Annotated in this window: 21 protein-coding genes and 1 pseudogene; 14 read left to right on the top strand and 8 right to left on the bottom strand. The window is 34.3% G+C overall.

All coding sequences use genetic code 11. The features are described from left to right. Positions 1-4: 4 nt before the first annotated feature. Positions 5-769, bottom strand: a complete 765-nt coding sequence (gene pgeF / locus MHH98_RS12320; protein ID WP_038181204.1) for a peptidoglycan editing factor PgeF — start codon at positions 767-769, stop codon at positions 5-7. A 328-nt stretch (positions 770-1097) separates the two neighbouring features. Here pgeF and MHH98_RS12315 point away from each other — a divergent pair, with 328 nt between their 5' ends. The 5 genes from MHH98_RS12315 (at position 1098) to MHH98_RS12295 (ending at position 9237) form a co-directional block, all read left to right on the top strand. Continuing rightward, positions 1098-1676: a TetR/AcrR family transcriptional regulator gene (locus MHH98_RS12315; protein WP_340709065.1), complete on the top strand. Its 579-nt coding sequence runs from the start codon at positions 1098-1100 to the stop codon at positions 1674-1676. Between the two features lie 56 nt (positions 1677-1732). Then, on the top strand, positions 1733-3163 hold the full coding sequence (locus MHH98_RS12310) for a DHA2 family efflux MFS transporter permease subunit (protein WP_038181210.1): 1431 nt from the start codon (positions 1733-1735) through the stop codon (positions 3161-3163). Positions 3164-3470: 307 nt separating this feature from the next. Then, positions 3471-4682 carry a sensor histidine kinase gene (locus MHH98_RS12305; RefSeq protein ID WP_038181211.1) on the top strand — a complete coding sequence of 404 codons (1212 nt, stop codon included), beginning with the start codon at positions 3471-3473 and terminating at the stop codon, positions 4680-4682. Positions 4683-5119: 437 nt separating this feature from the next. Then, positions 5120-5782: a formylglycine-generating enzyme family protein gene (locus tag MHH98_RS12300; RefSeq protein ID WP_210402657.1), complete on the top strand. Its 663-nt coding sequence runs from the start codon at positions 5120-5122 to the stop codon at positions 5780-5782. A gap of 290 nt (positions 5783-6072) precedes the next feature. Beyond that, positions 6073-9237, top strand: a complete 3165-nt coding sequence (locus MHH98_RS12295; RefSeq protein WP_340712969.1) for a DEAD/DEAH box helicase — start codon at positions 6073-6075, stop codon at positions 9235-9237. A 154-nt stretch (positions 9238-9391) separates the two neighbouring features. Here the strand turns inward: MHH98_RS12295 and MHH98_RS12290 are convergent, their stop codons facing one another. After that, the gene (locus MHH98_RS12290; protein ID WP_340712967.1) at positions 9392-10018 is read right to left on the bottom strand and encodes a class I SAM-dependent methyltransferase; all 627 of its coding nucleotides are present in this window, start codon (positions 10016-10018) and stop codon (positions 9392-9394) included. Positions 10019-10392: 374 nt separating this feature from the next. Between MHH98_RS12290 and MHH98_RS12285 the strand changes: the two genes are divergently transcribed. Next, positions 10393-10593 (top strand): hypothetical protein, encoded by a 201-nt coding sequence (locus tag MHH98_RS12285; protein WP_051448608.1) that lies wholly within the window; start codon positions 10393-10395, stop codon positions 10591-10593. A 224-nt stretch (positions 10594-10817) separates the two neighbouring features. Here the strand turns inward: MHH98_RS12285 and MHH98_RS12280 are convergent, their stop codons facing one another. Continuing rightward, a complete protein-coding gene (locus MHH98_RS12280) occupies positions 10818-10976 on the bottom strand; it encodes a DUF1540 domain-containing protein (RefSeq protein ID WP_076034905.1) in 159 nt (52 codons plus the stop codon). 241 nt (positions 10977-11217) lie between these two features. Next, positions 11218-11547: a DUF3889 domain-containing protein gene (locus tag MHH98_RS12275; protein WP_038181222.1), complete on the bottom strand. Its 330-nt coding sequence runs from the start codon at positions 11545-11547 to the stop codon at positions 11218-11220. 227 nt (positions 11548-11774) lie between these two features. Here MHH98_RS12275 and MHH98_RS12270 point away from each other — a divergent pair, with 227 nt between their 5' ends. The 5 genes from MHH98_RS12270 to MHH98_RS12250 are packed head-to-tail and all read left to right on the top strand — an operon-like array spanning position 11775 to position 15121. Next, positions 11775-12422 carry a TetR/AcrR family transcriptional regulator gene (locus MHH98_RS12270; RefSeq protein WP_038181225.1) on the top strand — a complete coding sequence of 216 codons (648 nt, stop codon included), beginning with the start codon at positions 11775-11777 and terminating at the stop codon, positions 12420-12422. Positions 12423-12440: 18 nt separating this feature from the next. Beyond that, entirely contained in the window at positions 12441-13265 is an 825-nt protein-coding gene (locus tag MHH98_RS12265) for a substrate-binding periplasmic protein (RefSeq protein ID WP_038181228.1), read from the top strand. A 9-nt stretch (positions 13266-13274) separates the two neighbouring features. Continuing rightward, positions 13275-13916: an amino acid ABC transporter permease gene (locus tag MHH98_RS12260; RefSeq protein WP_038181230.1), complete on the top strand. Its 642-nt coding sequence runs from the start codon at positions 13275-13277 to the stop codon at positions 13914-13916. Positions 13917-13928: 12 nt separating this feature from the next. Continuing rightward, positions 13929-14675 (top strand): amino acid ABC transporter ATP-binding protein, encoded by a 747-nt coding sequence (locus MHH98_RS12255; protein ID WP_038181234.1) that lies wholly within the window; start codon positions 13929-13931, stop codon positions 14673-14675. 20 nt (positions 14676-14695) lie between these two features. Then, positions 14696-15121, top strand: coding sequence for an OsmC family protein (locus MHH98_RS12250; protein ID WP_038181238.1), 426 nt, complete (start codon positions 14696-14698; stop codon positions 15119-15121). An 80-nt stretch (positions 15122-15201) separates the two neighbouring features. Here MHH98_RS12250 and MHH98_RS12245 read toward each other — a convergent pair whose 3' ends face one another. Together MHH98_RS12245 and MHH98_RS12240 are read right to left on the bottom strand one after the other, a co-directional pair. Next, positions 15202-16545, bottom strand: coding sequence for a TldD/PmbA family protein (locus MHH98_RS12245; RefSeq protein ID WP_038181249.1), 1344 nt, complete (start codon positions 16543-16545; stop codon positions 15202-15204). A 3-nt stretch (positions 16546-16548) separates the two neighbouring features. After that, entirely contained in the window at positions 16549-17937 is a 1389-nt protein-coding gene (locus tag MHH98_RS12240; RefSeq protein WP_038181252.1) for a TldD/PmbA family protein, read from the bottom strand. Positions 17938-18215: 278 nt separating this feature from the next. Between MHH98_RS12240 and MHH98_RS12235 the strand changes: the two are divergent. Beyond that, positions 18216-18683 (top strand): annotated as a pseudogene (locus MHH98_RS12235) (AraC family transcriptional regulator); the annotation flags it as partial. Next, entirely contained in the window at positions 18663-19196 is a 534-nt protein-coding gene (locus MHH98_RS12230; protein WP_244898243.1) for a DinB family protein, read from the top strand. The pseudogene MHH98_RS12235 and the gene MHH98_RS12230, both read left to right, overlap by 21 nt. Before the next feature lie 52 nt (positions 19197-19248). Here MHH98_RS12230 and MHH98_RS12225 read toward each other — a convergent pair whose 3' ends face one another. Beyond that, on the bottom strand, positions 19249-20202 hold the full coding sequence (locus tag MHH98_RS12225; RefSeq protein WP_038181254.1) for an alpha/beta hydrolase: 954 nt from the start codon (positions 20200-20202) through the stop codon (positions 19249-19251). 299 nt (positions 20203-20501) lie between these two features. Between MHH98_RS12225 and MHH98_RS12220 the strand changes: the two genes are divergently transcribed. Beyond that, complete coding sequence (locus MHH98_RS12220; protein WP_076065086.1) at positions 20502-21332, top strand: hypothetical protein; 831 nt, start codon at positions 20502-20504, stop codon at positions 21330-21332. 119 nt (positions 21333-21451) lie between these two features. Here MHH98_RS12220 and MHH98_RS12215 read toward each other — a convergent pair whose 3' ends face one another. After that, positions 21452-21985 carry a GNAT family N-acetyltransferase gene (locus MHH98_RS12215; RefSeq protein ID WP_038181263.1) on the bottom strand — a complete coding sequence of 178 codons (534 nt, stop codon included), beginning with the start codon at positions 21983-21985 and terminating at the stop codon, positions 21452-21454. Positions 21986-22267 lie beyond the last annotated feature (282 nt).

The raw sequence follows: 22267 nt of genomic DNA, 5'->3' as shown, positions 1-22267 counted from the left end.
TTTTTTAATTGTCCTTTTTCATTATAAAACTTATATGTCTGCCAGCTTGTTTATCCTGACGATAGGAGAATCCTTCGGGGCTCATAAAAGTGCATGTCTGATCAATTGTAATTCGATCAGCCGGGATTCCAGCAAGTTCACATTGTTTTTTCACTGTTTGCTGATTATCAATATGATACTTGTGAGTTTTATCATTAAAATAGATAAAATCATCTGCGTAGCCTAGGTTTTTGAATTTTACATTTACATCAGCATCAACTTCAAATTTTTCTTGGCTAAGAGCCATACCAATATGAATATGCAAATCATTAGGATTACAGTTTTCGATTTGTATTAAATGATTAAAAACGTTTAATGTTATTTCTTTTACTGTACCTTGCCATCCGGAGTGAATGACCCCGATTATACCAGTTACTTCATTATAAAAAATCACAGGTACACAATCTGCAGTAAAGGAACATAATAATAGATTCGGTTCATAAGTATACAGAGCGTCTGTATCCGTAATAGCGGTATCAGTACAATCTGCACCACGGCCTTTATCAGCAAGTGTTACCTTATGCAAATTCGAACTATGTGTTTGACTGGCGCAGACAAAAGTTTCAACCTCACAATTCAACGAAGCGGCTAATTTTCTACGATTCTCCATCACATAATCTTGGTTTACACATGCATGAAGAGCCATGTTGTTGCTTTCAAGTTCAGTTTCATCTTTTAAGGTTATTCCTGCAATTAATCTCTCATTGTTTAAATACATGTTTGTTTTCATACTTTCACCTCATTTTAATAAATATGAATCGTTTGATGATGTATATTATCCTTTGAAATTACCAATACATCAATGCTTCAGTGAGCTTTTTAAACGTTAGACGCTAATTATTACTATTTTAAAAAATTACTGCTTAACTTTCCTTGTCATGTATTAATTATTTTAAGTGATTTCTATAAGATTTACAGCAATATTATGTAACTAACAATTTAATTTTAAAATCATACTTGCTACGCAACCTACAAAACTATATATTGACTTTCGTTCTTCTTTCTATTAAATTCATTAAGTAGACCAATCGTTATAATTTTTATTTAGAGGTGATTCTATGACTAATAAAAATCAATCACGTGAACGAATTTTAAAAGCAGCTACTCGACTATTCCATTTAAATGGCTATCATGCAACGGGTTTAAATCAGATCATTAAAGAATCAGGTGCTCCTAAAGGTTCTTTATATCACCACTTTCCAAATGGTAAAGAACAATTAGCTATTGAAGCAATTCAAATATCTGCTTCTCGTATTGCAGCTGAAATTAAAGATCATCTTAATACAATTGAAGATCCTCTTGAAGCTTTCCAACATCATATTGACGTTATTGCAAAACGTTTTGATAATATAGAAGATGAGGATAGCTTAACAATTGTGCCTTTCGGTCTCATTGCATCTGAAACAGCTTTAGTAAATGAAAACATGCGTATGGTTTGTGAAGATACATTTCTATATTGGGAAAATTTATATAAAGAGAAGTTGTTGGCAAATGGATACAGTGATGAACAAGCAACAAATATTAGTACGACATTAAATGCCCTTATTGAGGGTGGGGTAACACTATCTTTAACACAAAAATATGGTGGACCACTTAATCGGGTAGGAAAAATGCTTCCATTATTACTGAAAAAGTAAGGAAGCTTTTATTTATCAATTTTATATAGACTGGTCTATTAATTATAATTGAAAGGATGTTTATTTTGACAACATCTACACAAATGGAACAAGTAAGAAATCCAAAAGCAATGGCATTTGTATTAATGTTTGGTGCTTTTATCGGTTTGTTTAGTGAGACAGCATTAAATATGGCACTCACGAATATTATGGAGGACTTCTCTATATTAACAGCAACAGCACAATGGTTAACAACAGGTTATTTATTGACATTAGGTATTCTAGTACCTGTATCTGTACTTCTAATTCAATGGTTTACAACTAAGCAATTAGTTGTTAGCTCTTTAATTTTTTCTATTATTGGGACCATTTTAGCAGCATTAGCACCAAACTTTACTTTGTTATTGATTGGTCGTTTGATTCAAGCAATTGGTACCGGTATTTTATTACCTTTAATGATGAATGTCATTTTATTGATTTTCCCAATTCATAAACGTGGCGCTGTAATGGGTTTAATGGGACTTGTGATTACTACAGCGCCTGCAATTGGCCCGACAGTAGCGGGGGTAATTGTTGATACATTGGATTGGACATTTATCTTTTGGATTAGTTTAGTTCTTTATGCGGGGCTTATTGGTTTTGGATTGAAAAATATTGACAATGTATCTCGTATTACGAAACCGTCAATTGATGTACTTTCAATTTGTCTTTCGACTATTGGTTTCGGTGGATTAATTTATAGTCTTAGTTCGATTGCTGAAAAATCATTTTGGTCTACACAAGTATATATACCATTCTTTATAGGGTTTATTGCACTTGTTTTATTTATCCTTCGTCAATTAAAGATGGAACAACCTATGATTAATTTACGAGTTTTTAAATACCCTATGTTTACACTAGGCACAATGTTATTGTTTAGTGGAATGTTAATTGTTTTATCAACTGCTATTTTATTACCAATTTATTTAAAAGGTACACTGTTATTAAGTGCAGCGTTAGCAGGTCTTGTATTATTACCTGGTAGTTTATTAAATGCTTTACTGTCACCAATTGTAGGGAAATTATTTGACCAATTTGGTGCGAAGAAGTTTTTACCATTTGGCTATTTATTGACACTAACAGGCAGTATAATATTTGCTGTGACAATCTCTGCTGACACACCAATTTGGCAAATTATTTTGGCGAACATGATTTTATTTATGGGAATCTCAATGATTATTATGCCAGCACAAACAAATGGCTTAAATCAATTGCCTCGTAACCTATATGGAGACGGATCAGCAGTCATGAACACATTACAACAAATTGCGGGTGCAACAGGAACAGCACTTGCGATAACATTGATGACTAGTGGTCAAAAAGGCTATATTGAGAACTTTCCTGACTCATCACCAACTGAATTCCTAGCTGCCGGTATCAAGTATACCTTCTATTTTATTTCAGCAATCTCTTTCATTGGTTTCATTTCGTCTCTATTTATAAAACGTGTACGTGTAAGTGGAAGCTGATTGATTGTTCTGAATATAAAAATACGATAAGTCACTAGTAGCTTATCGTATTTTTGTTAGAAAGCATGTTCAATTTATTATTATGTTTGACGTGTGTTAAGTACTAAAAAACTCCCTAATATCTTCATTTTTTACTAGAGCTTGGACAATAACTGGTGTAAACTTAATCAAGTGGAAGATTTTTTCTGTGATTTGTTGTGGTGAATGCATTTCACATAGAAAAAGGCTTCTTTTTTCTATGTGTTCGTTTAGATTAGACATTTTACGTCCTACTAGAAAAGTTGAAATATTAATAAAAGGAGTTTGTATGTTTAAGAATTATATAAGTAATAATCAGAAATTATATTATTTTACAATATTAATAGTAATAACGATTATGACCATGGGATTGTTGATTAAGAACCCCCTTATTGGAGAGTTAGGTGTTGGTTTTATTGTCCACCTTTCTATTGTTGTGATTATTTCCGTAAGCTTACTGCTCTATCCAAAGTATGGAACGCATCGTTTTAGAACAATCATTATTATTGAAGCGTTCATCTATTTTTATAACATTTTCTTTTTATATCCAGAGACTTGGTCTAATTTTATTTTCCTTTGTTTTATACCCGCAGTTGCGATTATGTTTTTTGATTCAAAACTCTTTTATTTTTCTTTAATTATTAACTCTATATTAGTATTAATTACTTTCGGTTTTATTGGGTTTGTTGATCACGGTAATCAATATATTTATATTAAACAAGACTTAGTAGGTAATATCTTTAACTATGTAGGTAGTCAAGCTCTCATATACTTTATCTTCTATCTAACAAATCTACGTGTGAAAAAACAAGAATTATATTATGAACAAATAAAACAAGCAGAGCGTTTGAAAACAGCAGGTCAATTAGCAGCTGCTGTTGCGCATGAAATTAGAAATCCGGTCACGGTTGTTAAAGGTTTTTTGCAGTTTTTTGAACAAGATCCTCAATTTAATGATGATGTAAAAAGCAAATTTTCTTTAATGATTGATGAATTAAATACAGCTGAAAGTGTGGTTTCTCAATTTTTGTCTATCGCAAAGCCAGATAAAAAACAAGATATTGAATCAGTGAATTTAAAAGTTGTTCTTCAAAGCGTAACAGACTTACTAAATTCTTATGGGCTATTAAATAATAATAATATCGAATTAGAAGTAAAAGAAGATTGTTACATAGCAGCTAACAAAATAGAGTTAAAACAATTACTGATCAATATTATAAAAAATGCAATAGAGGCTTCTGAAATTGGTGAGTCTGTTATTGTAACTGGTGGAATGAAGCAAGATTTTGTAGAGATTCAAGTAATAGATCATGGGCATGGAATGTCTGAAACGGAAATAGAATGTCTTGGTACACCTTTTTACTCTCTAAAAAGTAAAGGGACTGGTTTAGGTATGATGATTTGCTATAATATAGCAGCAAAATATAATGGAACAATTGAATTCCAAAGTTCAATAAATGAAGGAACTACTGTAACTATTCGCTTCCCATCGAAAAATTAGACTGTTAAATAAGATTGCATTGGATTACATAAAATGAGGAAACTTGAAATATTTTGATTATTATTTTATGGAATTCTCAACAATAACCTTTACTCAATTTAATCATGAAATAGACTTGTCAGTACTCTAAGCAAATGACTTGCCCCGTGGGTAGGTCATTTTCTCTTTATTTCTATGACTTAGTAATCGTCTGAAATAGGAAGGCTACTTTAATGGAGTAACTCCAAAGAAATTTGCAGCATTATTTGTTGTGGTCCCTCTAATTAGATAGTAGAGATACGAGAACATTTTGCATGTTTTAGTTAAATGAGAACAACTTGATATTACAGGGTTTAACGTATTCTTAGTTGAACCAACTGACAAACATTTTCAAAAAATTACCATGATTTCTAACGTATCAAGATAATTAGGAGGTAGGTAAAGTGTCAAATAGAATAATGGATTCCATTGACTTTCCAATGGTGAAAATTCCCGGAGGAGAAATAGAATTAAGAGACGATAGATTAAAAAGCAAATGGAATGTTGAACTAAGTCCGTATCTTTTTGCAAGTTACCCTGTAACTATGAACCTTTACAATGCTATTACAAAATCGCCTATTTCCTTTGACGGGAATCTAAAACCGGTTGTGAATATTTCTTGGTATGATGCAATTTCTTTTTGTAATCTACTTTCACAAAAAGTTGGACTGAAAGAGTGCTATTCTAAAAGTAATGATGGAGAAAACATTATTTGTAATTGGGGATCAAATGGCTTTCGACTTCCTTCAGAAGCAGAATGGCAATATGCATGTAAGGCAGGGACTACGGGTTATAGATACGGAGAGCTTGATAAGATTGCCTGGTATAACGAAAATTCAGGAGGAAAAATCCATGAAGTAGGAAGAAAGGAACCGAATGCATGGGGACTATATGATATGTTAGGGAATGTTTGGGAGTGGTGCTTTGATTTATACGATGAACAAGTGTACGGCTCCTACCGAATTTTCCGAGGAGGTAGCTGGGCTGAAGAGGCAAGGGGATGTGGAGCAACATGTCGACGTCGTAGCCATCCTTCGTTTTTCATAGACGACCTTGGATTCAGACTTGCTAAGTCTTTGTAACTTCTACAAATAAGCCAACTTTCTAGGTTTACATCACAACTAACTGTCACTTTGTTGGCGGTTTTTTTTGACCCCAAAACAACATAAAGATTTAATAAAGCTATTAATTAACTTAAAGGGAGTAGGAATTGTTAATCGAATTTCATTAAAATCCTACTAATAGTTATATCCGTATATGTATGATAAGTAAACATGTTTTGCTCCAGATGATTTGTATGAGAAAATGAATAATAAGTTATTAAACATGAATGTGAGTAATGTATTAAAGAAAGTCTAGAAAGGACCGAAAGATGGATTTTTCAATGAATGAAAAAAAGATAAAGTTTTTATGTGGAGAAGTCGCTTTTAAAAAGGGTAAATCTTATTATCAAGCTGGAAAAGTAAATCTTCATACCTTTCAACAAGATGATTCGATAATCGAAGCTAGTGTAAAAGCGGGAGCTGATTTTGACGTAACAGTGAATGTAGATGCCGATGGAGAAATTGTAGCTCAGTGTAGTTGTCCACCAGTAGGGTTTGTGAAAACGTACTGTCAGCATATTGCAGCTGTCCTACTTGCTATTGAAGAGAAGCAGCAAATTGAAAATGCATTGACTACCAGAATGCTGGGCTTATTTGAAAATAAATTGAAGCAGCCAAGTGGCCAGGGATTACATTTTGACAATAGACAGTCACTTAATGTTGAATTTACTTGCTTACCAGTTTTACTTCCTAATATGGAATATGTGTTTGGAATTGAGATAAGGGTAGGTTCTAATGTATTACATAACATCTCGAAAGTAACCCAGTTTCTTCGTGACTTAGAGTTAAGAGAACCGTTTGAATATGCACAGGGATTGGTTTATGTACCTGAGCTCCACAGCTTTCCAAGAGAATCCGATGATGTCCTTCAATTTTTGATAAGAAGTCAACGTGTAAAAAGTAATAGTGACATACAAGATGATTTGGTGTTAATTTCTGCGACTGATTGGGAGCAGTTGCTTTCTTTATTAACTGCTGCCCCGGGAGTACGATTCATGCAAGGGAATAAAATTTATAAAGGGGTACAAATTGGACAAGATCTTCCTTTAAGTTTTGAATTTGATGAAGCTAATACAGTTGACTACCGCTTGAATGTTAAAGGTCTTGAAGAGATAAACGTTTTAAAAGCTTATGGCTATGCTTTTTCAGAAGGCGTATTGTTCAAACTTCTTCAGGAAGATTGTCATCGATTAGCAGAATTAAAAGGAATGTTGAATGAGTCGGGAAAACACCAGCTCGTTATTTCAGAAAATCAAATCGATCATTTTATGAGGAATGTCATACCTGGCTTGATGAAACTAGGACAGGTAAATATTGCAGAATCCGTTTCAAAAAGAATGGGGGAAACACCACTTCGAGCCAAGTTATTTCTGGACCGTGTAAGGCATAGATTGCTTGCAGGTTTGGAGTTCCATTATGATCAAGTCGTTATAAATCCTTGTGAAGAAGCAGAGCAACCTTTTCCACATTTTCCAGGGGTTAAGCGACAGCGAACAAAAGAAGAACAAATTATCAAGCTACTACTTGAAAGCTCCTTTACTCAAACGTCAGGTGGATTTTACTTATATGATGAAGAAGCAGAGTATCAATTTTTGCATCATAACATCGCTGAATTAGAAAAATCAGTTCAAATTTATGCTACAACTTCAGTGAAAATGCGGATTCATAAAGGGTATACGGGACCAAAGATAAAAGTCGAAGTAGGTGAACGAACAGATTGGATTGCATTCCAATTCGACATCAAGGGCATTTCAGAATCAGAAATTCAAGAGATACTCACTTCATTGGAGGAAAAACGAAAGTATTACCGAATACCAAATGGCACGTTAGTATCATTGGAAACACCTGAATTTTTAGCACTCTACCAAGTTGTAAGTGATTTGGAACTGTCTGCTAGAGATATCATTGGAGAAGAAATCAGAATCCCATTAATTAAAGGAATGCAATTAATAGATTCTATTGATCAAGGTGATTTAGTCAATCCGGGTGAAAATTTCACCAAGCTTATGAAAAACTTAAAGGATCCAGAAAAGGTCGAAAATACAGTACCTAGTACTTTAACTACAGTACTTCGAGATTACCAAAAAGTGGGTTTCAGTTGGTTCAAAATGCTAGCCAAATATAAATTCGGTGGCATTCTTGCGGACGATATGGGGCTTGGAAAGACACTACAAAGCATTGCTTACATCGAATCAGTGCTACCGGATGTTCGAGAGCGAGAATTGCCCATATTAATCATCGCACCTTCGTCTCTCATCTATAATTGGAAAAATGAGTTGGAAAAGTTTACGCCTCATATAAAAGTACAAATCATTGATGGCAACAAAGCGACCAGAGTTTCCTTGTGGAATAAGTCTATTGGTGCCGATGTAATCATCACTTCGTATCCTTCATTACGAATGGATGTATCACTTTACCGCAAAGAGAAATTTCATACATTATTCTTGGATGAGGCGCAAACCTTTAAAAATCCAGTTACCAAGACTGCTAAATCGGTGAAAATGATTCAGGCAGACTATCGATTTGCACTAACGGGAACGCCAATAGAGAACTCTTTGGATGAACTGTGGTCAATATTTCATGTCGTCTTCCCAGAGTTGTTGCCAAATCGAAGAGCCTTTAGCGAATTAAGTAGAGAAAATGTAGCAAAAAGAGTACGTCCATTTATATTAAGACGTTTGAAAAAAGAGGTTTTGAAAGAGTTGCCAAATAAAATTGAAACTATGCAATTCTCGGAGTTACAAGAAGAGCAGAAAACATTATATGCAGCTTATTTAGCTGAGTTGAAAAATGAAGCTTTGAAACATTTAAGAAATGGCAGTTTTCAAAAAAATCGTATAAAATTTTTATCTGGTCTGACAAGACTCCGTCAAATCTGTTGCCACCCTGGATTATTTGTTGATGAATATGCAGGAGGATCGGCAAAGTTTGAACAATTGAAGGGAATTATTGAAGAATGCCGTATTTCAGGTAGACGAGTACTGATCTTTTCACAGTTTACTCAAATGCATAGTATTATCAGACACTATTTAGCCTACCAGGGTATACCCTATTTTTACTTAGATGGACAAACTCCTCCGGAAAATCGCGTAGAATTATGTGAGCGGTTTAATAATGGAGAAGGGAATATATTTCTTATTTCCTTAAAAGCTGGGGGCACTGGTTTAAATTTGACAGGTGCAGATACGGTAATACTTTATGATCTTTGGTGGAATCCTGCAGTCGAGCAACAGGCTGCAGACCGAGCACATCGCATGGGTCAAACAAATGAAGTACATGTAATTCGTTTGGTGGCTAAAGGAACGATAGAAGAGAAAATATATGAGCTTCAGCAGAAAAAGAAGCATCTCATTGACGAAGTAATTCAGTCGGGCGAAGATTCCTTGACTTCTATGACAGAACAAGATATTCGGGAAATTTTGATGATTGAATAGATGCATCTCTAAGAATTATTGAAAACAAATCCTCCAAATTCTGAGCGAATTGGAGGATTTGTTTGTGTTATTTAGATTGCGTAAATATACTCTTTAGTCATATTCACAATGATAGTAGAATGGATAAGCATCGCAACGTCCATTACATTATCATTTACTTTGAAATTACGTATAAACCTCCACAGTGAGAAATAGCTTGAAATTCACAATTAGCAACATCTAGTAATGAAGAATTTAGTTCTTCATAAACAAAATAAAATTCATCATCATCCCAATAGCCAATGCTATCTTTTCTGCAATTTTCAAGATTTTCACGTGTTTGAAAAGCAATATCGCCAATTAATATTTTGCCATTCTCAGAGAGCAAAGATAGTAAGCTCTTAATAAAAGCCATTTTTTCATCATCTGATAGATGGTGTAATGTATACGTGCTGACAATAAAGTCATATTTATTACCTTGTAACTGCTCAGGTAAACCATTAGAAATATCCCACTCCATCAGATTCGCCATCGGCATTTTAGATTGTGCAATTTCAATCATCTTTGCAGAAAAGTCTAATCCATCTATGTGATGATCATTTTCATATAGTTTATTTGTTAAAACACCTGTCCCGAACCCTATATCTAACACTTTTGCTTGATTTACCTGCATGATTTCATTAAATATAGCACTTAATATATTTTTATATCCTGCAAATGGATATAAATTATTATCTTCGCTTACTTGTACAGTTTTATCGTAATCATTTGCCCACAAATCAAATCCTTGTTTATTTAGCATGAAGCTCCTCCTATAATGTGAACGAGCATTCAAGCATGCCTATAAAAGTTAATGCTTGATTAGTCGCCCATCAGTTCTCCTAAGTTCTTATGATATTGAATAATAGTAATGTTTTTCATCATAAACCCCACCCTTCTTAGTTAAAATAATATTAACATAATTCTGAATATATTAATACCATATTTTAGTATAAGTTTTAATTGATTAATATATATGTAAGAAAAGAAGCAATGAATTTATTATTAGTATCAACTCATTAAATGCAATTGTTTGCCATATATTGAAACAAAATAAGTTGGTGTATTGAGGAGGAGTATATTATTCATACAAAAAAAATACGATTACGGAAGATACAGCATCTTGCCTATGAAATCATGGATGAGATAAATACTAATAAAGAGGAGAAACAGTTTGATACCTTGAGTCCTGTGATTGACAATCTATCTCGAGCAATCGGTGACTTAACAGATCCTTTAGGGAATTATTCGTTGGACTATATAGAAGAAAAAGTGAAAAATGCTCACTATCTATTATTTAAAAATGAAAATGTTAATGCTTATAAATATCAAAAATAAGAAGGGGGCTACTCCTAAAAATTCGATGATTATCGAATTTTGGGAGAAGCCCTATTCCTTTAAATTTTTTTATAAAAAATAGCTTTTCTTTTGCTAATTAATAAACTTTTAAAAGAAAAATATGGATTTGTTGAGAGGAAAACGTAAAAGGTTCTAAAGAAAAACAGTATGTTTTTCTTTAGAACCTTTATTTTAGGTACTTATTAGTCAGTCCCCTAAGAAAATTAGTTTTTCTCCGGATCGAATGTTTTACAATCCGTTTCTTCACTATTAGATGCTTGGTTACCCTTTTGACTTACTACATAAATTGCTTCAGCAGTACATTTATTTCCAGAGCCCCAATACGTACAGTTATTCACTTCGCAAAGAATCTGTTGAGCCATAGTATCACACCTCCTCTTTCGTTTATCTTTAACAAAAATGAAGTGATTAATACTTGATTCAGGAAAGGGAAGCAAAAACAATTTCTGTATTACGGTGGTTAGAGATGCTAACTCCTTAAGCCTTGAACTTCCAAAAACTAGAATAGAACAAAATGTATTTAAAAACGAAACTAAAGAATGATCTAACAATTTTCTATAAGAAAGAAGAACTATAAAGCGTATTTGACTCTACTGTGATGGCTTATTTAGAAGTTTCTTGAAGTTCAATTTTAACTACTTTTTCTGTATCGGTAGTAAACTCAATTTTTACAAAAACACCGAACTCTCTGTTTCCCTCTTTTAACCATAACTTAAACTTTTCAATTGTTGTATCTTTTTTCGATTCTCTACCTTGATGAAGGTAGTCAATTATTTTTGCATTGGGATATTTTGAATGAGTCTCTATTAAAGCGAGCTTTCCCCACTTAACGTATGTTGGAACATCTTGTTGCGCATGAGCGCTATTTAGTGTATGTATTGGTGTTGAATTAGCAATAATAAAAATTCCAAGTGCAATAAACGTTTTACGCATATTTGAACTCATCTCCTTTATTATAGAATGAGTAATTTGCTTAAAAGCATTCTGTATTTAGTATTATTTTTTGAAAAACTTTTTAGCTTTAGACAACAAATAAATGGACAAACTATGAGGGAAATGAAAGTAATACTTAGAGGGAAATAAAAAATATAAAAAAACTAGATAATTTAAGTAATAATAGTTGACTAAAACTTAGTAATCTTATAGGATTTAATTGACTGATGGATCAGTCGAGGGAGTTGACTAACATTCAAACACAAGATAAACGCAAACAAGAACGTAAACAACAGCTACTTTCGATTGCTTTAGAAATGTTCGCAACACAAGGCTACGATAACACAAAGATTTCTGACATTGTTGCAAAAGCTAATGTATCCCAGGGAACATTTTATTGGTATTTCAAAAGTAAGGAAATGATTGCTAGTGAAATGTTGAACGATGGACGGTTAGCAATTTTACATACAATATCAATGGGGTATAGAGTAGAAAAAGCTTCTGTTCAAGATGCATACATATCATCAAGAAATCTTTTTGAACAACTTTTTCACTTTGCGGGGAAAAATCGATATTTTATGGGAATCCTACTTAAAGGAATCCATTCTCAACCGATTTTGCAACAGCAAGTTGAGTTGATAAAAAAAGAGATGCAAGAAGCTTTTGCAAATAATATTCGAAGAGCTTCTGCCTTGAAAATGTTACCACGTCCAGTAGATCCCGTATTACATTCAGTTTTTGTTATGAGCTTGTTGGAAGGCGTATTGTCAAGATGGTTATTTCAATCTGAAAATGAGGAATGGCAACAATTAGAGTTAGAGCAGCTTGTTGAAAAGACCGTTCAATTTGAATTTTTTGGACTGTTTGGTATGTAATCAAAGGAGGAAAACATAATGAAAAAAGGTAAAATTTTCTTCGCTTTAGCTGCAACAGCGGCACTTATTTTAGGTGCATGTGGCAATAGTGAGACAAAAAAAGAAAGTAATAACAATACATTAAGCGCAATTCAAGAAAAAGGTGAAATGACAGTAGGGATTATGGGAACGTATGCACCTTATAATTTCATGAATTCAGATAAAGAATATGATGGTTTTGATGTCGATATTGCAAAAGAATTGGCAAAACGCTTAGATGTAAAAGCAAAATTTGTAGCACAAGATTTTTCGGGATTAATACCAGGATTACAAAAAGGAAAATTCGATGCTTTACTAAGTCAAGTAACGATTACACCAGATCGTGAAAAACAAGTTGATTTTACTGCACCATATATTACAAATGATGTGAAAGTTATTGTGAAAGAGGATAATACTTCTATTAAGGCAGTAGAAGATTTCAAAGGTAAAAAAATCGGTGTTGGTCTCGGTACGAATGACGAAGCATTTTTACGAAATGAATTAATGCCAAAAGTCGGAGACTTCAAAATTAACACATATGATGATGTCATCACAACGTTAAAAGATTTAGAAGCAGGCCGTGTAGACGCAACAATTAATAATGTATATGCATTAAAACCAATCATTGAAAAGAATGGTTTTAAAGTGAAAGCTGTCGGTGAGCCAATCAAATCTGATCAAGCAGCAGTTGCAGTGAAAAAAGGTAATAAAGAATTAGTTGAAGCGATGAATAAGGCATTGGCTGATATGAAAAAAGATGGAACATATAAAGAAATCTTCGTAAAATGGTTTGATGAAGAACCAAAAGCAGATTTAGGAAAGTAGGAAGTTTAGATGGATATAGTTATTGATAATCTTCCTTTTTTACTAAAAGGTGCTTATTATACACTATTAATTACAGTGGTATCAATGTTCTTTGGCTTAATAATCGGTTTAATAACGGCGATTGCTCGCATTAAGGGCAATCGTTTCTTCCGCGGAATTGCGAGAGTTTACGTATCGATTATTCGAGGAACACCACCACTTGTTCAAATAGTCATCGTCTATTATGGGCTTGTAGATTATGGGGTTGAATTAGATTCTTTAACAGCTGCTTATATTGCTTTAAGTATTAATATTGGTGCCTATGTTTCTGAAGCATTCCGTGGTGCAATTCAATCTGTACCAACTGGCCAAACAGAAGCGGCGCTAGCAACAGGGATGACTGAAGCACAGGCCATGCGTCGTGTAGTTATTCCACAAGCGATTCGCTATGCCATTCCACCACTTGGTAACACATTTGTTGGTATGTTAAAAGAAACATCTTTAGTTTCAGTCATTGCGGTAACGGAACTTATGCGTTCTGCTCAGCTACTAGTAGCACAGTATTATGTATATATGCCGTTCTATTTAGCAATTGGATTGATGTACTGGATTATGAGTACAGTCTTTACATTTATATTAAATAAAATCGAAAAAAGATTATCGGTCTATTAAGGGGGGAACGTAATGTTACAAATAAAAGACTTGTCAAAGAGCTTCGATCAAAATGAAGTCTTAAAGCACATTTCATTGACGATTCCTGCCCATCAAGTTGTTGCTGTTATTGGACCAAGTGGTTCAGGGAAAAGTACGTTTTTGCGTTGCTTAAACGGACTCGAAACTATCACTGGTGGTAGTGTTACTGTTAATAATCATTTATTGCAAGCAACAGACTCGAAAAAGGTTCGCCAAAAAACAATTCACTCCATTAGACAAGATACAGGAATGGTATTTCAACAGTTCAATCTGTATCCGCATAAAACGGTTATTGAAAATGTTATGGAAGCTTTACTAGTCGTGAAAAAACAATCAAAAGAACAAGCCGAAAAAATGGCTTCTGCATTATTAAAGCGTGTTGGCTTACAAGAGAAAGAAGATGCTTATCCTTCAAGATTATCAGGAGGTCAGCAACAGCGTGTAGCCATTGCTAGAGCACTTGCAATGGAACCAAAAATCATGCTATTCGATGAACCAACATCTGCACTGGATCCAGAACTAGTCGGTGAGGTTTTACAAGTAATGAAAGAACTTGCTGAAGAGGGTATGACGATGGTGATTGTTACACACGAAATGAAATTCGCTAGAGATGTGGCAGACCGTATATTATTTATGGCAGATGGACAAATTGTCGAAGATGCAGAACCAAAAGTATTCTTTACCCAACCATCGACAGAACGTGCTCAGAAATTTTTAGCAAAAGTAAATGAATTTTAATAGAAGAAAGGTTGATTAATATGCAAATAAAAGCAAAATGGCAAGGTGGACGTGCCTTTGAAGCAGTAGGGCCAACAGGATACCCAATGGTAATGGATGCAACTGCTAATTATGGAGGCGAAGGTAAAGCCCCTACACCAACTGAAATGTTACTTAGTTCTTTAGCAGGTTGTATTGGTATAGATGTTACAATGATTTTAAAACCACATTTAGATAAAATCGATTCTATCGAAATTACAGTAGATGGTGAACGACGTGAAGAACTTCCAACGGCTTTCACAGCAGCAACTTTATTATTTGATGTAAAAGGCGATATAGATGCCAAAAAAGTCTTACGTGCAATTAAGCTTGGAGAAGAGAAGTATTGTGCAGTTTCTGCCTCTTTGAAAGCTGAAGTTACTTATCGTTTAATGTTGAACGGTGAGGAAGTAGCGATAACTGAATAAGATTTATTTAGGAGCTGCCTAGGATATAGGCAGCTTTTTTTGTATTTAATGATTTTTTGTCTACATATTAGGTTGGCTTATTAATCAACTGTAACGGAAAGTTCCTTAACAAGTAGTGAAGGGGAACCGTAGCCGTCTGGAAGGAAGTAAAGGTCTGTACAGGTTTCCTCAATATCCTTCATCAATTCATAGAAGTTACCTGCAATGGTCATTTGCTTAATTGGCGAAGCAATTTTACCTTCTTTAATATGGAAACCAGTCGCCTCAACGGAGAAATCTCCAGAAATTGTATTCGTGCCTGAATGAAGACCAGACAAGTCTGTAATAAGGATTCCTTCAGATACTGATACGAGTAAGTTATCTAAAGTTCTTTCACCTGTTGCAATGTACATATTTTGTGGTGCGATAGAGAGCGTGCTTTTGTAAGAAGGTTTATGTGCATTTCCTGTTGTTTCGCAGCCTTCTAATTTTGCTGATTTCCTGTTATGGAGTAATGTTTCAAGAGTTCCATTTGAAATAATTGCTTGTTTTTTTGTAGCAACACCTTCTCCGTCAAAACTTGATCCAGACAGTGCCTCTGGGTGGAATGGATCATTTAGTACTGTCACTAAATTTGATGCAACTTGTGTTCCCACTTTTCCTTTTAAAAGTGACTGATCTTTTTGCGCGTTCTCTGCTGAGAAGATAGGCGTAAATATTGAAAGTAATGAAGCAGCCGCGTTATGGCGCATTATTATAGGATATTTTCCAGACGGAATGGATTTCTCACCGAGATTAGATAATGCTTCTTCTGCAGCTTCTTTGGCAATTTCATCAGCATCGAGCGATTGGAAATCACGAGTCATTTTCCTGAAGCTACCTGTTTTCATTTCTTCGCCGTCTTTAACGACTGTTGAAACGAATATGATAAGTCCATTCTTTTTCTCTGTTAATGAAAGACCTTTACTGTTTGCTAATGATTGTTCTCCTGAGAAATCATGAAGTACACAATAGTCGAGTGTTACAATACGCGGATCGTATGCACGTATTTTCTCTTCAATAGACTTTATTAACTTTATCTTTTCAGAGATTTGTACATTCGCAAGCTCTTCACTATAAGATTGATAGATTGTATATTCATTACTTCCTTCGAAAATATCAGTTCCATCATCCTCATCAAGCACGTCTGCATTTGCTTTTGCATTGTCTATTAAAAATGATATCGAATCCTCATCGGTTTTTTCTGTATAGGCATAACCCATTTTACCGTTATAAAGACCCCGTAAACTAAGTCCACCATCCACAGATGTTTCGTAGCTATCAATTTCTCCTTCAAAAATCATACATTGAAATGATTCAGCTTTTTCATAGAATACTTCAGCTTCTTTGAAACCGGCATCCATTGCTTTTTGTAGTAGTTTTTCTTGGAATTCAGTGATATTCATTACTTATTCCCCCTTTGTCCCACCGACAGTAATTTCACTGACACGAATCATAGGCTGGCCGACATTAACTGGGAGGCTGCCACTCATCGCTCCACACATACCTGCGCCGTGTGCAAGGTTATTCCCAACGCGATCAACTAACTGTAATGTTTTTGCTCCGTTCCCTATAAGTGTTGCTCCCCGTACTGGGTGTGTAATTTTTCCATCTTTGACGATGTATGCTTCTTCAACTGCAAAGTTGTAGTCACCAGTAGCTGGATTAACTTGACCTCCACCCATATATTTTGCGTAAATGCCATACTCTGTTGAAGCGATAATATCTTCTGGTGTTGATATACCTGGAGCGATATACGTATTTGTCATACGTGATGTCGGACTGAAGCGATAAGACTGGCGGCGTGAAGAGCCAGTTGATTCAGTTTTCATACGACGTGCATTCAATTTATCAATTAAATAACCTTTTAAAATACCATTTTCAATTAAGACATTTTTTCTTGTTTTCTCACCCTCATCATCAATATTAAGTGAACCCCATTCGTTTGGTAGGGTGCCATCATCAATGTAGGTGACGATTTCCGGTGCAACTCTTTCACCAACTCGATTTGCGAACACTGAATTGTTTTTTGCGACAGCTGTGGCTTCTAGTCCGTGTCCACAAGCCTCATGGAAAATAACGCCACCAAATTCATTGTCAATGATTACTGGGAATTTCCCACTAGGGCATTCTTCTGCATGTAGCATTGTTACTGCTATACGTGCTGCTTCTCCTGCATAGTGAGTCAAATCTAGGTTTTCCATAAATTCAAATCCGGCATGAGCACCAGGTCCGTAGAAACCAGTTTGCAGTTCATTGCCTTCTGAAGCAGTTGCTTGAATGGCTAGTCTACTGTGGACACGAGTGTCTTCCACAAACTTTCCTTCTGAGTTGGCAATGAGGATGTTTTGTTCTTCGTCCATATAGCGTATACCAACTTGACGAATGCGTTCATCATAATTTCTAGCAATTTCATTTGCCTGTCTCATAATAGAAGCTTTCCTTGCATGTTCTACAGTTTGAGGCATTTGTGCGATTTGATGAATTGGGTTAAATATCTCTTTTTGGAGCGGGTGAATCGTACCTGTTCCGCCGCCTTTTATAGCAAGTGCAGCCCGCTTAGCTGCGAGTAACAAGCCTTCTTCAGATATATCATTCGTATATGTGTAAATACTTTGAAGACCAGAAAAAATACGTATACCTATTCCAAAATCACGACCAGATATACTTTTTTCTATTTTGTTACTTTGTAATGCAATGTTATTTACATACTTATCTTCAATGAATATTTCAGAGAAGTCACCCCCCGTAGAAAGAGCCGCATTAAGCACGTTTTCAATAATAGATTGTTTGATCATTTACCTTGCCCCCTTTACTAAATTATAGCGTAATATGTAATATTTGGTTCGTATTTATTGAATTTTTTGTATAATTAAAATTAATTTTCAATAGCATTATTGATCACCATAGTTAGTAAAGTCAAGATACTAGAGATTTATTAGTAATAAGAAGAATTATAATAGACATAGATTGACGACAATATAACGTTAATTTGAAAAAACATCTTAACAAAAAAGGGTATTTATATTAAATATAGAAGTTAATGTTAAGTTGAATTTTTGGAGGTTATTAGAAAATGAAAATCATGATTAAAAATCTTCCAGACTATGAGGTAGCTTATATTAGGCATTTTGGAAGTTATTTTGAACCTAGTGATCATTGGGGAAGACTAGGGGAGTGGGCAGCGAGGAATGGATTGTTTCCACCCACTCAAAACTATATAGGATTGTCTATTGATAATCCTGAATTTGTAGCTCCGGAATTGTGTAGACACGATGCTTGTATTACATTACCAAAGGATTTTGTAAAAGAAGAGCACTCGGAAATACATTTTAAAACAATAACAGGGGGACTGTATGCTCTATACCAGTTCTATGATACACCTGATAAATTAGCAAACGCTTATCAAGCCGTTTTTGGAGATTGGATACCTCAAAGTGACTATGTTGCAGTTGATAAGATTAGCTTGGAATTTAGTATGAATAACCCTTTAGATGATCCTGAGGGGAAATGCAAAGTCGATTTGTATGTACCTATTAAGAAAAAGTTATCTAAAGATGAATTAATTACAGAATTTGAGCAAGCACAAGATTGGGTAATTAGCTTGAAAAAGCATTCTGAGAATGATTTTTTCAAACCTATTGCAAAAGATAAATGGTCTGTAGCAGAAATTATTGGGCACTTAGCATATTGGGATAAATATGTACTAGAAGAAATACTACCAAATATGAAACAGAATGCTGATATTAATAGTATAGACTTTCAAGAATTGAATAATCAGGCGTCTAACTATGCTTTATCAGGTATATTTGGTATGAGCTTAATAGATCAATTTGTAGAAGGCAGAGAGCGTCTAGTCGCCGAATTAAAAGGCAAATCTGACGCTGAATTTTATGTGCAATTTAAAATCAATGGAGATGAAGTTGACCCAGATTCAGGTGCGCCTTTTTCAATGTATAGCTATATTAGTAGTTTTATTTGGCATGATAACCATCACAAAAAGCAAATAATTGCATTTTTTAATAGTAAGTACTCTGAAGATTTTCAGGTGAAATAAGAAACAGGAGTTAAGCTGTGCTAACAGCTTAACTCCTGCTTTTTTAGAATGCTTATATTAGGCTATCTTTTGTTGTAATTTCAAATGTTTTACTAAGCGTACTTGATACAAGTTTAATAGCATCTACACCTTCTTCAAGCAGACCAGCCATCCAGAAGAAACCATGAATGACACCATCGTAACGTTTTAGTTGTACAGGAATGTTTGCTTCTTGCAATTTTTTTGCATAGGCTTCACCTTCATCTCTTAAAGGATCATATTCAGCGGTTATAACTAATGCAGGTGGTAAGTCCTTTAAATTAGTTGCTTTTAGAGGAGAGACGTAAGGACTTTCTCCATCGCTGTCACTGTTTAAATAATGATTCCAAAACCATTGCATTGTGTCTTTTGTTAAGAAGTATCCATCTGCGTAATCCAAATAAGAAGTAGTTTTTAAGTTATAATCTGTCACAGGATATACCAATACTTGTTGAATAATATTGTTGACACCAAGATCTCGCGCTTTCAATGATACAACAGCTGCGATATTGCCACCAGCACTATCACCGCCAACTGCAATTCTAGAAGCATCTATATTTAATTCTTTTGCATGATCTATTAACCATTCGATTACCGCATAGCTATCATCAATTGCTGCTGGAAACTTATTTTCTGGAGCTAATCGGTAGTCAACTGATACGACAACACATTGCGACTCGGAAGCAATTTGGCGACAAGGATTATCCACTGAGTCAAGGTTGCCAATGACCCACCCCCCACCATGGTAATAAACAAAGACAGGTAGAGCCTCTTCGCTTTTAATTGGTGTATATATTCGAACAGGAACTTCTCCAACATTCGTGTCTAGAGTTCTATTGACAACACTCTCTAACTCTACACGCTCACCTGCTAATTCTTCTATAGCAATACCGTTTCGTGCTTCTTCTGGACTTAATTCGTGAGTTGGTGAAGTACCTGATTGTTCTAATTGTTCTAGCAATAATTTTACCTCTGGTTTCAATGCCATATTAAAATGCCCCTTCCTATAAATGAGAGATATAGATTACTATGAAAAATATCAATACTTTATTCTATCAATCATTTTATTTTAATATTTAAGTAATTCGGGTCTTTAACATTTGGATAAGGAAATGACATATTTACTCGCCAATTCTAGCTATACAACAAAAATTTATTAAATAATGCTAAAATAAAAATATCTCTCATACTATAGGAAACGACAAAAACTCGACAAGTTTATGTTGTTGAAGTTGAGGGTAAAATATATAAAAGAGTAGTTAATCCGTTAAAGGGAGGAAGATAATAATGAAAGCAATAGGAAAAGTGTCATCTCTGCTTGTTATTATCAATTTACTATTTGCCTGTTCTAATGATAAGGCAGAAGTAAAAACAAATGATGAGACTAATGAAAGTAAAACTCAAGTTCAAGAGGTAAAGGATAAGAACAATAATGGTGAAATTGAACAAAATGATACTGCAGAAAATGAAGTTGTCAAAACGAATAATGCTCTATCTGAAGAGGAAGTATTGAAGGCAATCAAAACACAGTTGAAAACGGATTTATCTAAAATATTACCAAGCAAATTACCTTTATCTAAGGGAAAGCATTTAACAGCAACAACTAAATCATCAGCTAATTATTATGAAGTGGTATTTATGGAAAGTGATAAGCCGATAGCTATTAATAATAAGGCGTTAAAAAATAAACAAAAAGCATCTGTGATTGCTCGATTAAACGTTAAAAAGTACGCTAATTTGACAAAATCGAGTGAACAAATTGCATTTGAAGATTATAGCAAGCTCGGAGGACAAGAAGTGGATCTGGGTTACGGCATTACAGGGTATCAGGATGCTGGAGCTGGTTCAGTATTTACAAGTTGGAATGAAGGAAGATGGGCACTTAATACTCGCTCGCTAACAACGAAAGGGGAGCAGGGGGTAAAATTAGCGAAAGAAGCAACAAAATTCTTAGAAACTAACACACTCCCAATCCCGAAACCAAATGGACTCGTTCACCTCGACGTAGAGCGCTCAGGTAACAGAATTACTTGGCAAAAAGAAAAAGTCGTGTATACTATTGATCAAGTAAAAGATCCTATGAAAGCTTTAGAAATTGCAACTTCTTTCGAAAAATAAATCATTATAAGAAGTAAAAAATAGAGCTGACTCTACCATGAGGAGAATCAACTCTATTTTTTTATGGCATTTAGAGACCCAATAATTTAATGAAATCGTCAATACTTAAATAACACTATTTATTTTTGGTTTTTAAGTATTGAGTAAATGAATGTATCATGAGCTTTATTATTTTGGTACATATAGTCGCGAAGAACGCCTTCTTTTTGAAACCCAACTTTAGTAAGTAACTTACTTGAGGCCACATTATCAACAAATACAATAGCCCCTATACGAGTTAAACTCATATCATCAAAACCGTAAGAAAGGATTTTAGATAAGGCTTCTAATGCATACCCGTTTCTCCAATGGTCGGGGTGAATTTCATAACCTATTTCTGCTCGTTTATGATTAGGCGACCAAGCATGAAAGCCAATTGTTCCAATTATGCCCTTGAATCCTTTTTTTTGAATACCCCATCGTATACCTCTTTTTTCTGCATAGTTTTTTGAAAAAAGGTCGATGAATTTTTCTGCTTGTTTTATATCTTTTAGAGTATCTTGTCCGTAATAACGTGTAACATTGTCATCAGAAAAATAAGCAAAAATATCTTCTGCATCATCCGTTGTTATTTCTTTTAATAGTAATCTCTCTGTCTCTAATTTAGGAAACATCTTATTACACCCCTTATTCTTTATTTAAATTTCTTCTAACATTCTAAATATTCCCATAAGGCTAATGCAAATCCTTATCAAGCTTTAATGAATAACATGTTCTTATTCAACAAATATTTCTAAAATCCTTTAAATTAATAATAATGGTAACTTCAACCTTTGGTAATATAAAAAAACAATTGTTTCTTAATCGGATACATATAATTGATTTCTCCATAATTGTATGTATTTTCATATATGAATAAGTGTAAGATAAAAGGGAATTACAGCTAACTTTTATAT

This window comes from Viridibacillus sp. FSL H8-0110, from assembly GCF_038003565.1.
Classification (GTDB): Bacteria; Bacillota; Bacilli; order Bacillales_A; family Planococcaceae; genus Viridibacillus; species Viridibacillus arenosi.
This window is presented reverse-complemented; position numbering and strand designations above follow the sequence as displayed.

Excerpts from the sequence above, each read along its gene's own strand:
- MHH98_RS12300 (WP_210402657.1), top strand. The coding sequence starts at position 5,120 with ATGGATTCCATTGACTTTCCAATGGTGAAAATTCCCGGAGGAGAAATA.
- MHH98_RS12215 (WP_038181263.1), bottom strand. The coding sequence starts at position 21,985 with ATGTTTCCTAAATTAGAGACAGAGAGATTACTATTAAAAGAAATAACA.
- MHH98_RS12240 (WP_038181252.1), bottom strand. The coding sequence starts at position 17,937 with ATGATCAAACAATCTATTATTGAAAACGTGCTTAATGCGGCTCTTTCT.
- MHH98_RS12315 (WP_340709065.1), top strand. The coding sequence starts at position 1,098 with ATGACTAATAAAAATCAATCACGTGAACGAATTTTAAAAGCAGCTACT.
- MHH98_RS12285 (WP_051448608.1), top strand. The coding sequence starts at position 10,393 with ATGGATGAGATAAATACTAATAAAGAGGAGAAACAGTTTGATACCTTG.
- MHH98_RS12305 (WP_038181211.1), top strand. The coding sequence starts at position 3,471 with ATGTTTAAGAATTATATAAGTAATAATCAGAAATTATATTATTTTACA.
- MHH98_RS12270 (WP_038181225.1), top strand. The coding sequence starts at position 11,775 with ATGGATCAGTCGAGGGAGTTGACTAACATTCAAACACAAGATAAACGC.
- pgeF (WP_038181204.1), bottom strand. The coding sequence starts at position 769 with ATGAAAACAAACATGTATTTAAACAATGAGAGATTAATTGCAGGAATA.
- MHH98_RS12260 (WP_038181230.1), top strand. The coding sequence starts at position 13,275 with ATGGATATAGTTATTGATAATCTTCCTTTTTTACTAAAAGGTGCTTAT.
- MHH98_RS12275 (WP_038181222.1), bottom strand. The coding sequence starts at position 11,547 with ATGCGTAAAACGTTTATTGCACTTGGAATTTTTATTATTGCTAATTCA.
- MHH98_RS12250 (WP_038181238.1), top strand. The coding sequence starts at position 14,696 with ATGCAAATAAAAGCAAAATGGCAAGGTGGACGTGCCTTTGAAGCAGTA.
- MHH98_RS12245 (WP_038181249.1), bottom strand. The coding sequence starts at position 16,545 with ATGAATATCACTGAATTCCAAGAAAAACTACTACAAAAAGCAATGGAT.
- MHH98_RS12310 (WP_038181210.1), top strand. The coding sequence starts at position 1,733 with ATGTTTATTTTGACAACATCTACACAAATGGAACAAGTAAGAAATCCA.
- MHH98_RS12280 (WP_076034905.1), bottom strand. The coding sequence starts at position 10,976 with ATGGCTCAACAGATTCTTTGCGAAGTGAATAACTGTACGTATTGGGGC.
- MHH98_RS12255 (WP_038181234.1), top strand. The coding sequence starts at position 13,929 with ATGTTACAAATAAAAGACTTGTCAAAGAGCTTCGATCAAAATGAAGTC.
- MHH98_RS12290 (WP_340712967.1), bottom strand. The coding sequence starts at position 10,018 with ATGCTAAATAAACAAGGATTTGATTTGTGGGCAAATGATTACGATAAA.
- MHH98_RS12265 (WP_038181228.1), top strand. The coding sequence starts at position 12,441 with ATGAAAAAAGGTAAAATTTTCTTCGCTTTAGCTGCAACAGCGGCACTT.
- MHH98_RS12295 (WP_340712969.1), top strand. The coding sequence starts at position 6,073 with ATGGATTTTTCAATGAATGAAAAAAAGATAAAGTTTTTATGTGGAGAA.
- MHH98_RS12225 (WP_038181254.1), bottom strand. The coding sequence starts at position 20,202 with ATGGCATTGAAACCAGAGGTAAAATTATTGCTAGAACAATTAGAACAA.
- MHH98_RS12220 (WP_076065086.1), top strand. The coding sequence starts at position 20,502 with ATGAAAGCAATAGGAAAAGTGTCATCTCTGCTTGTTATTATCAATTTA.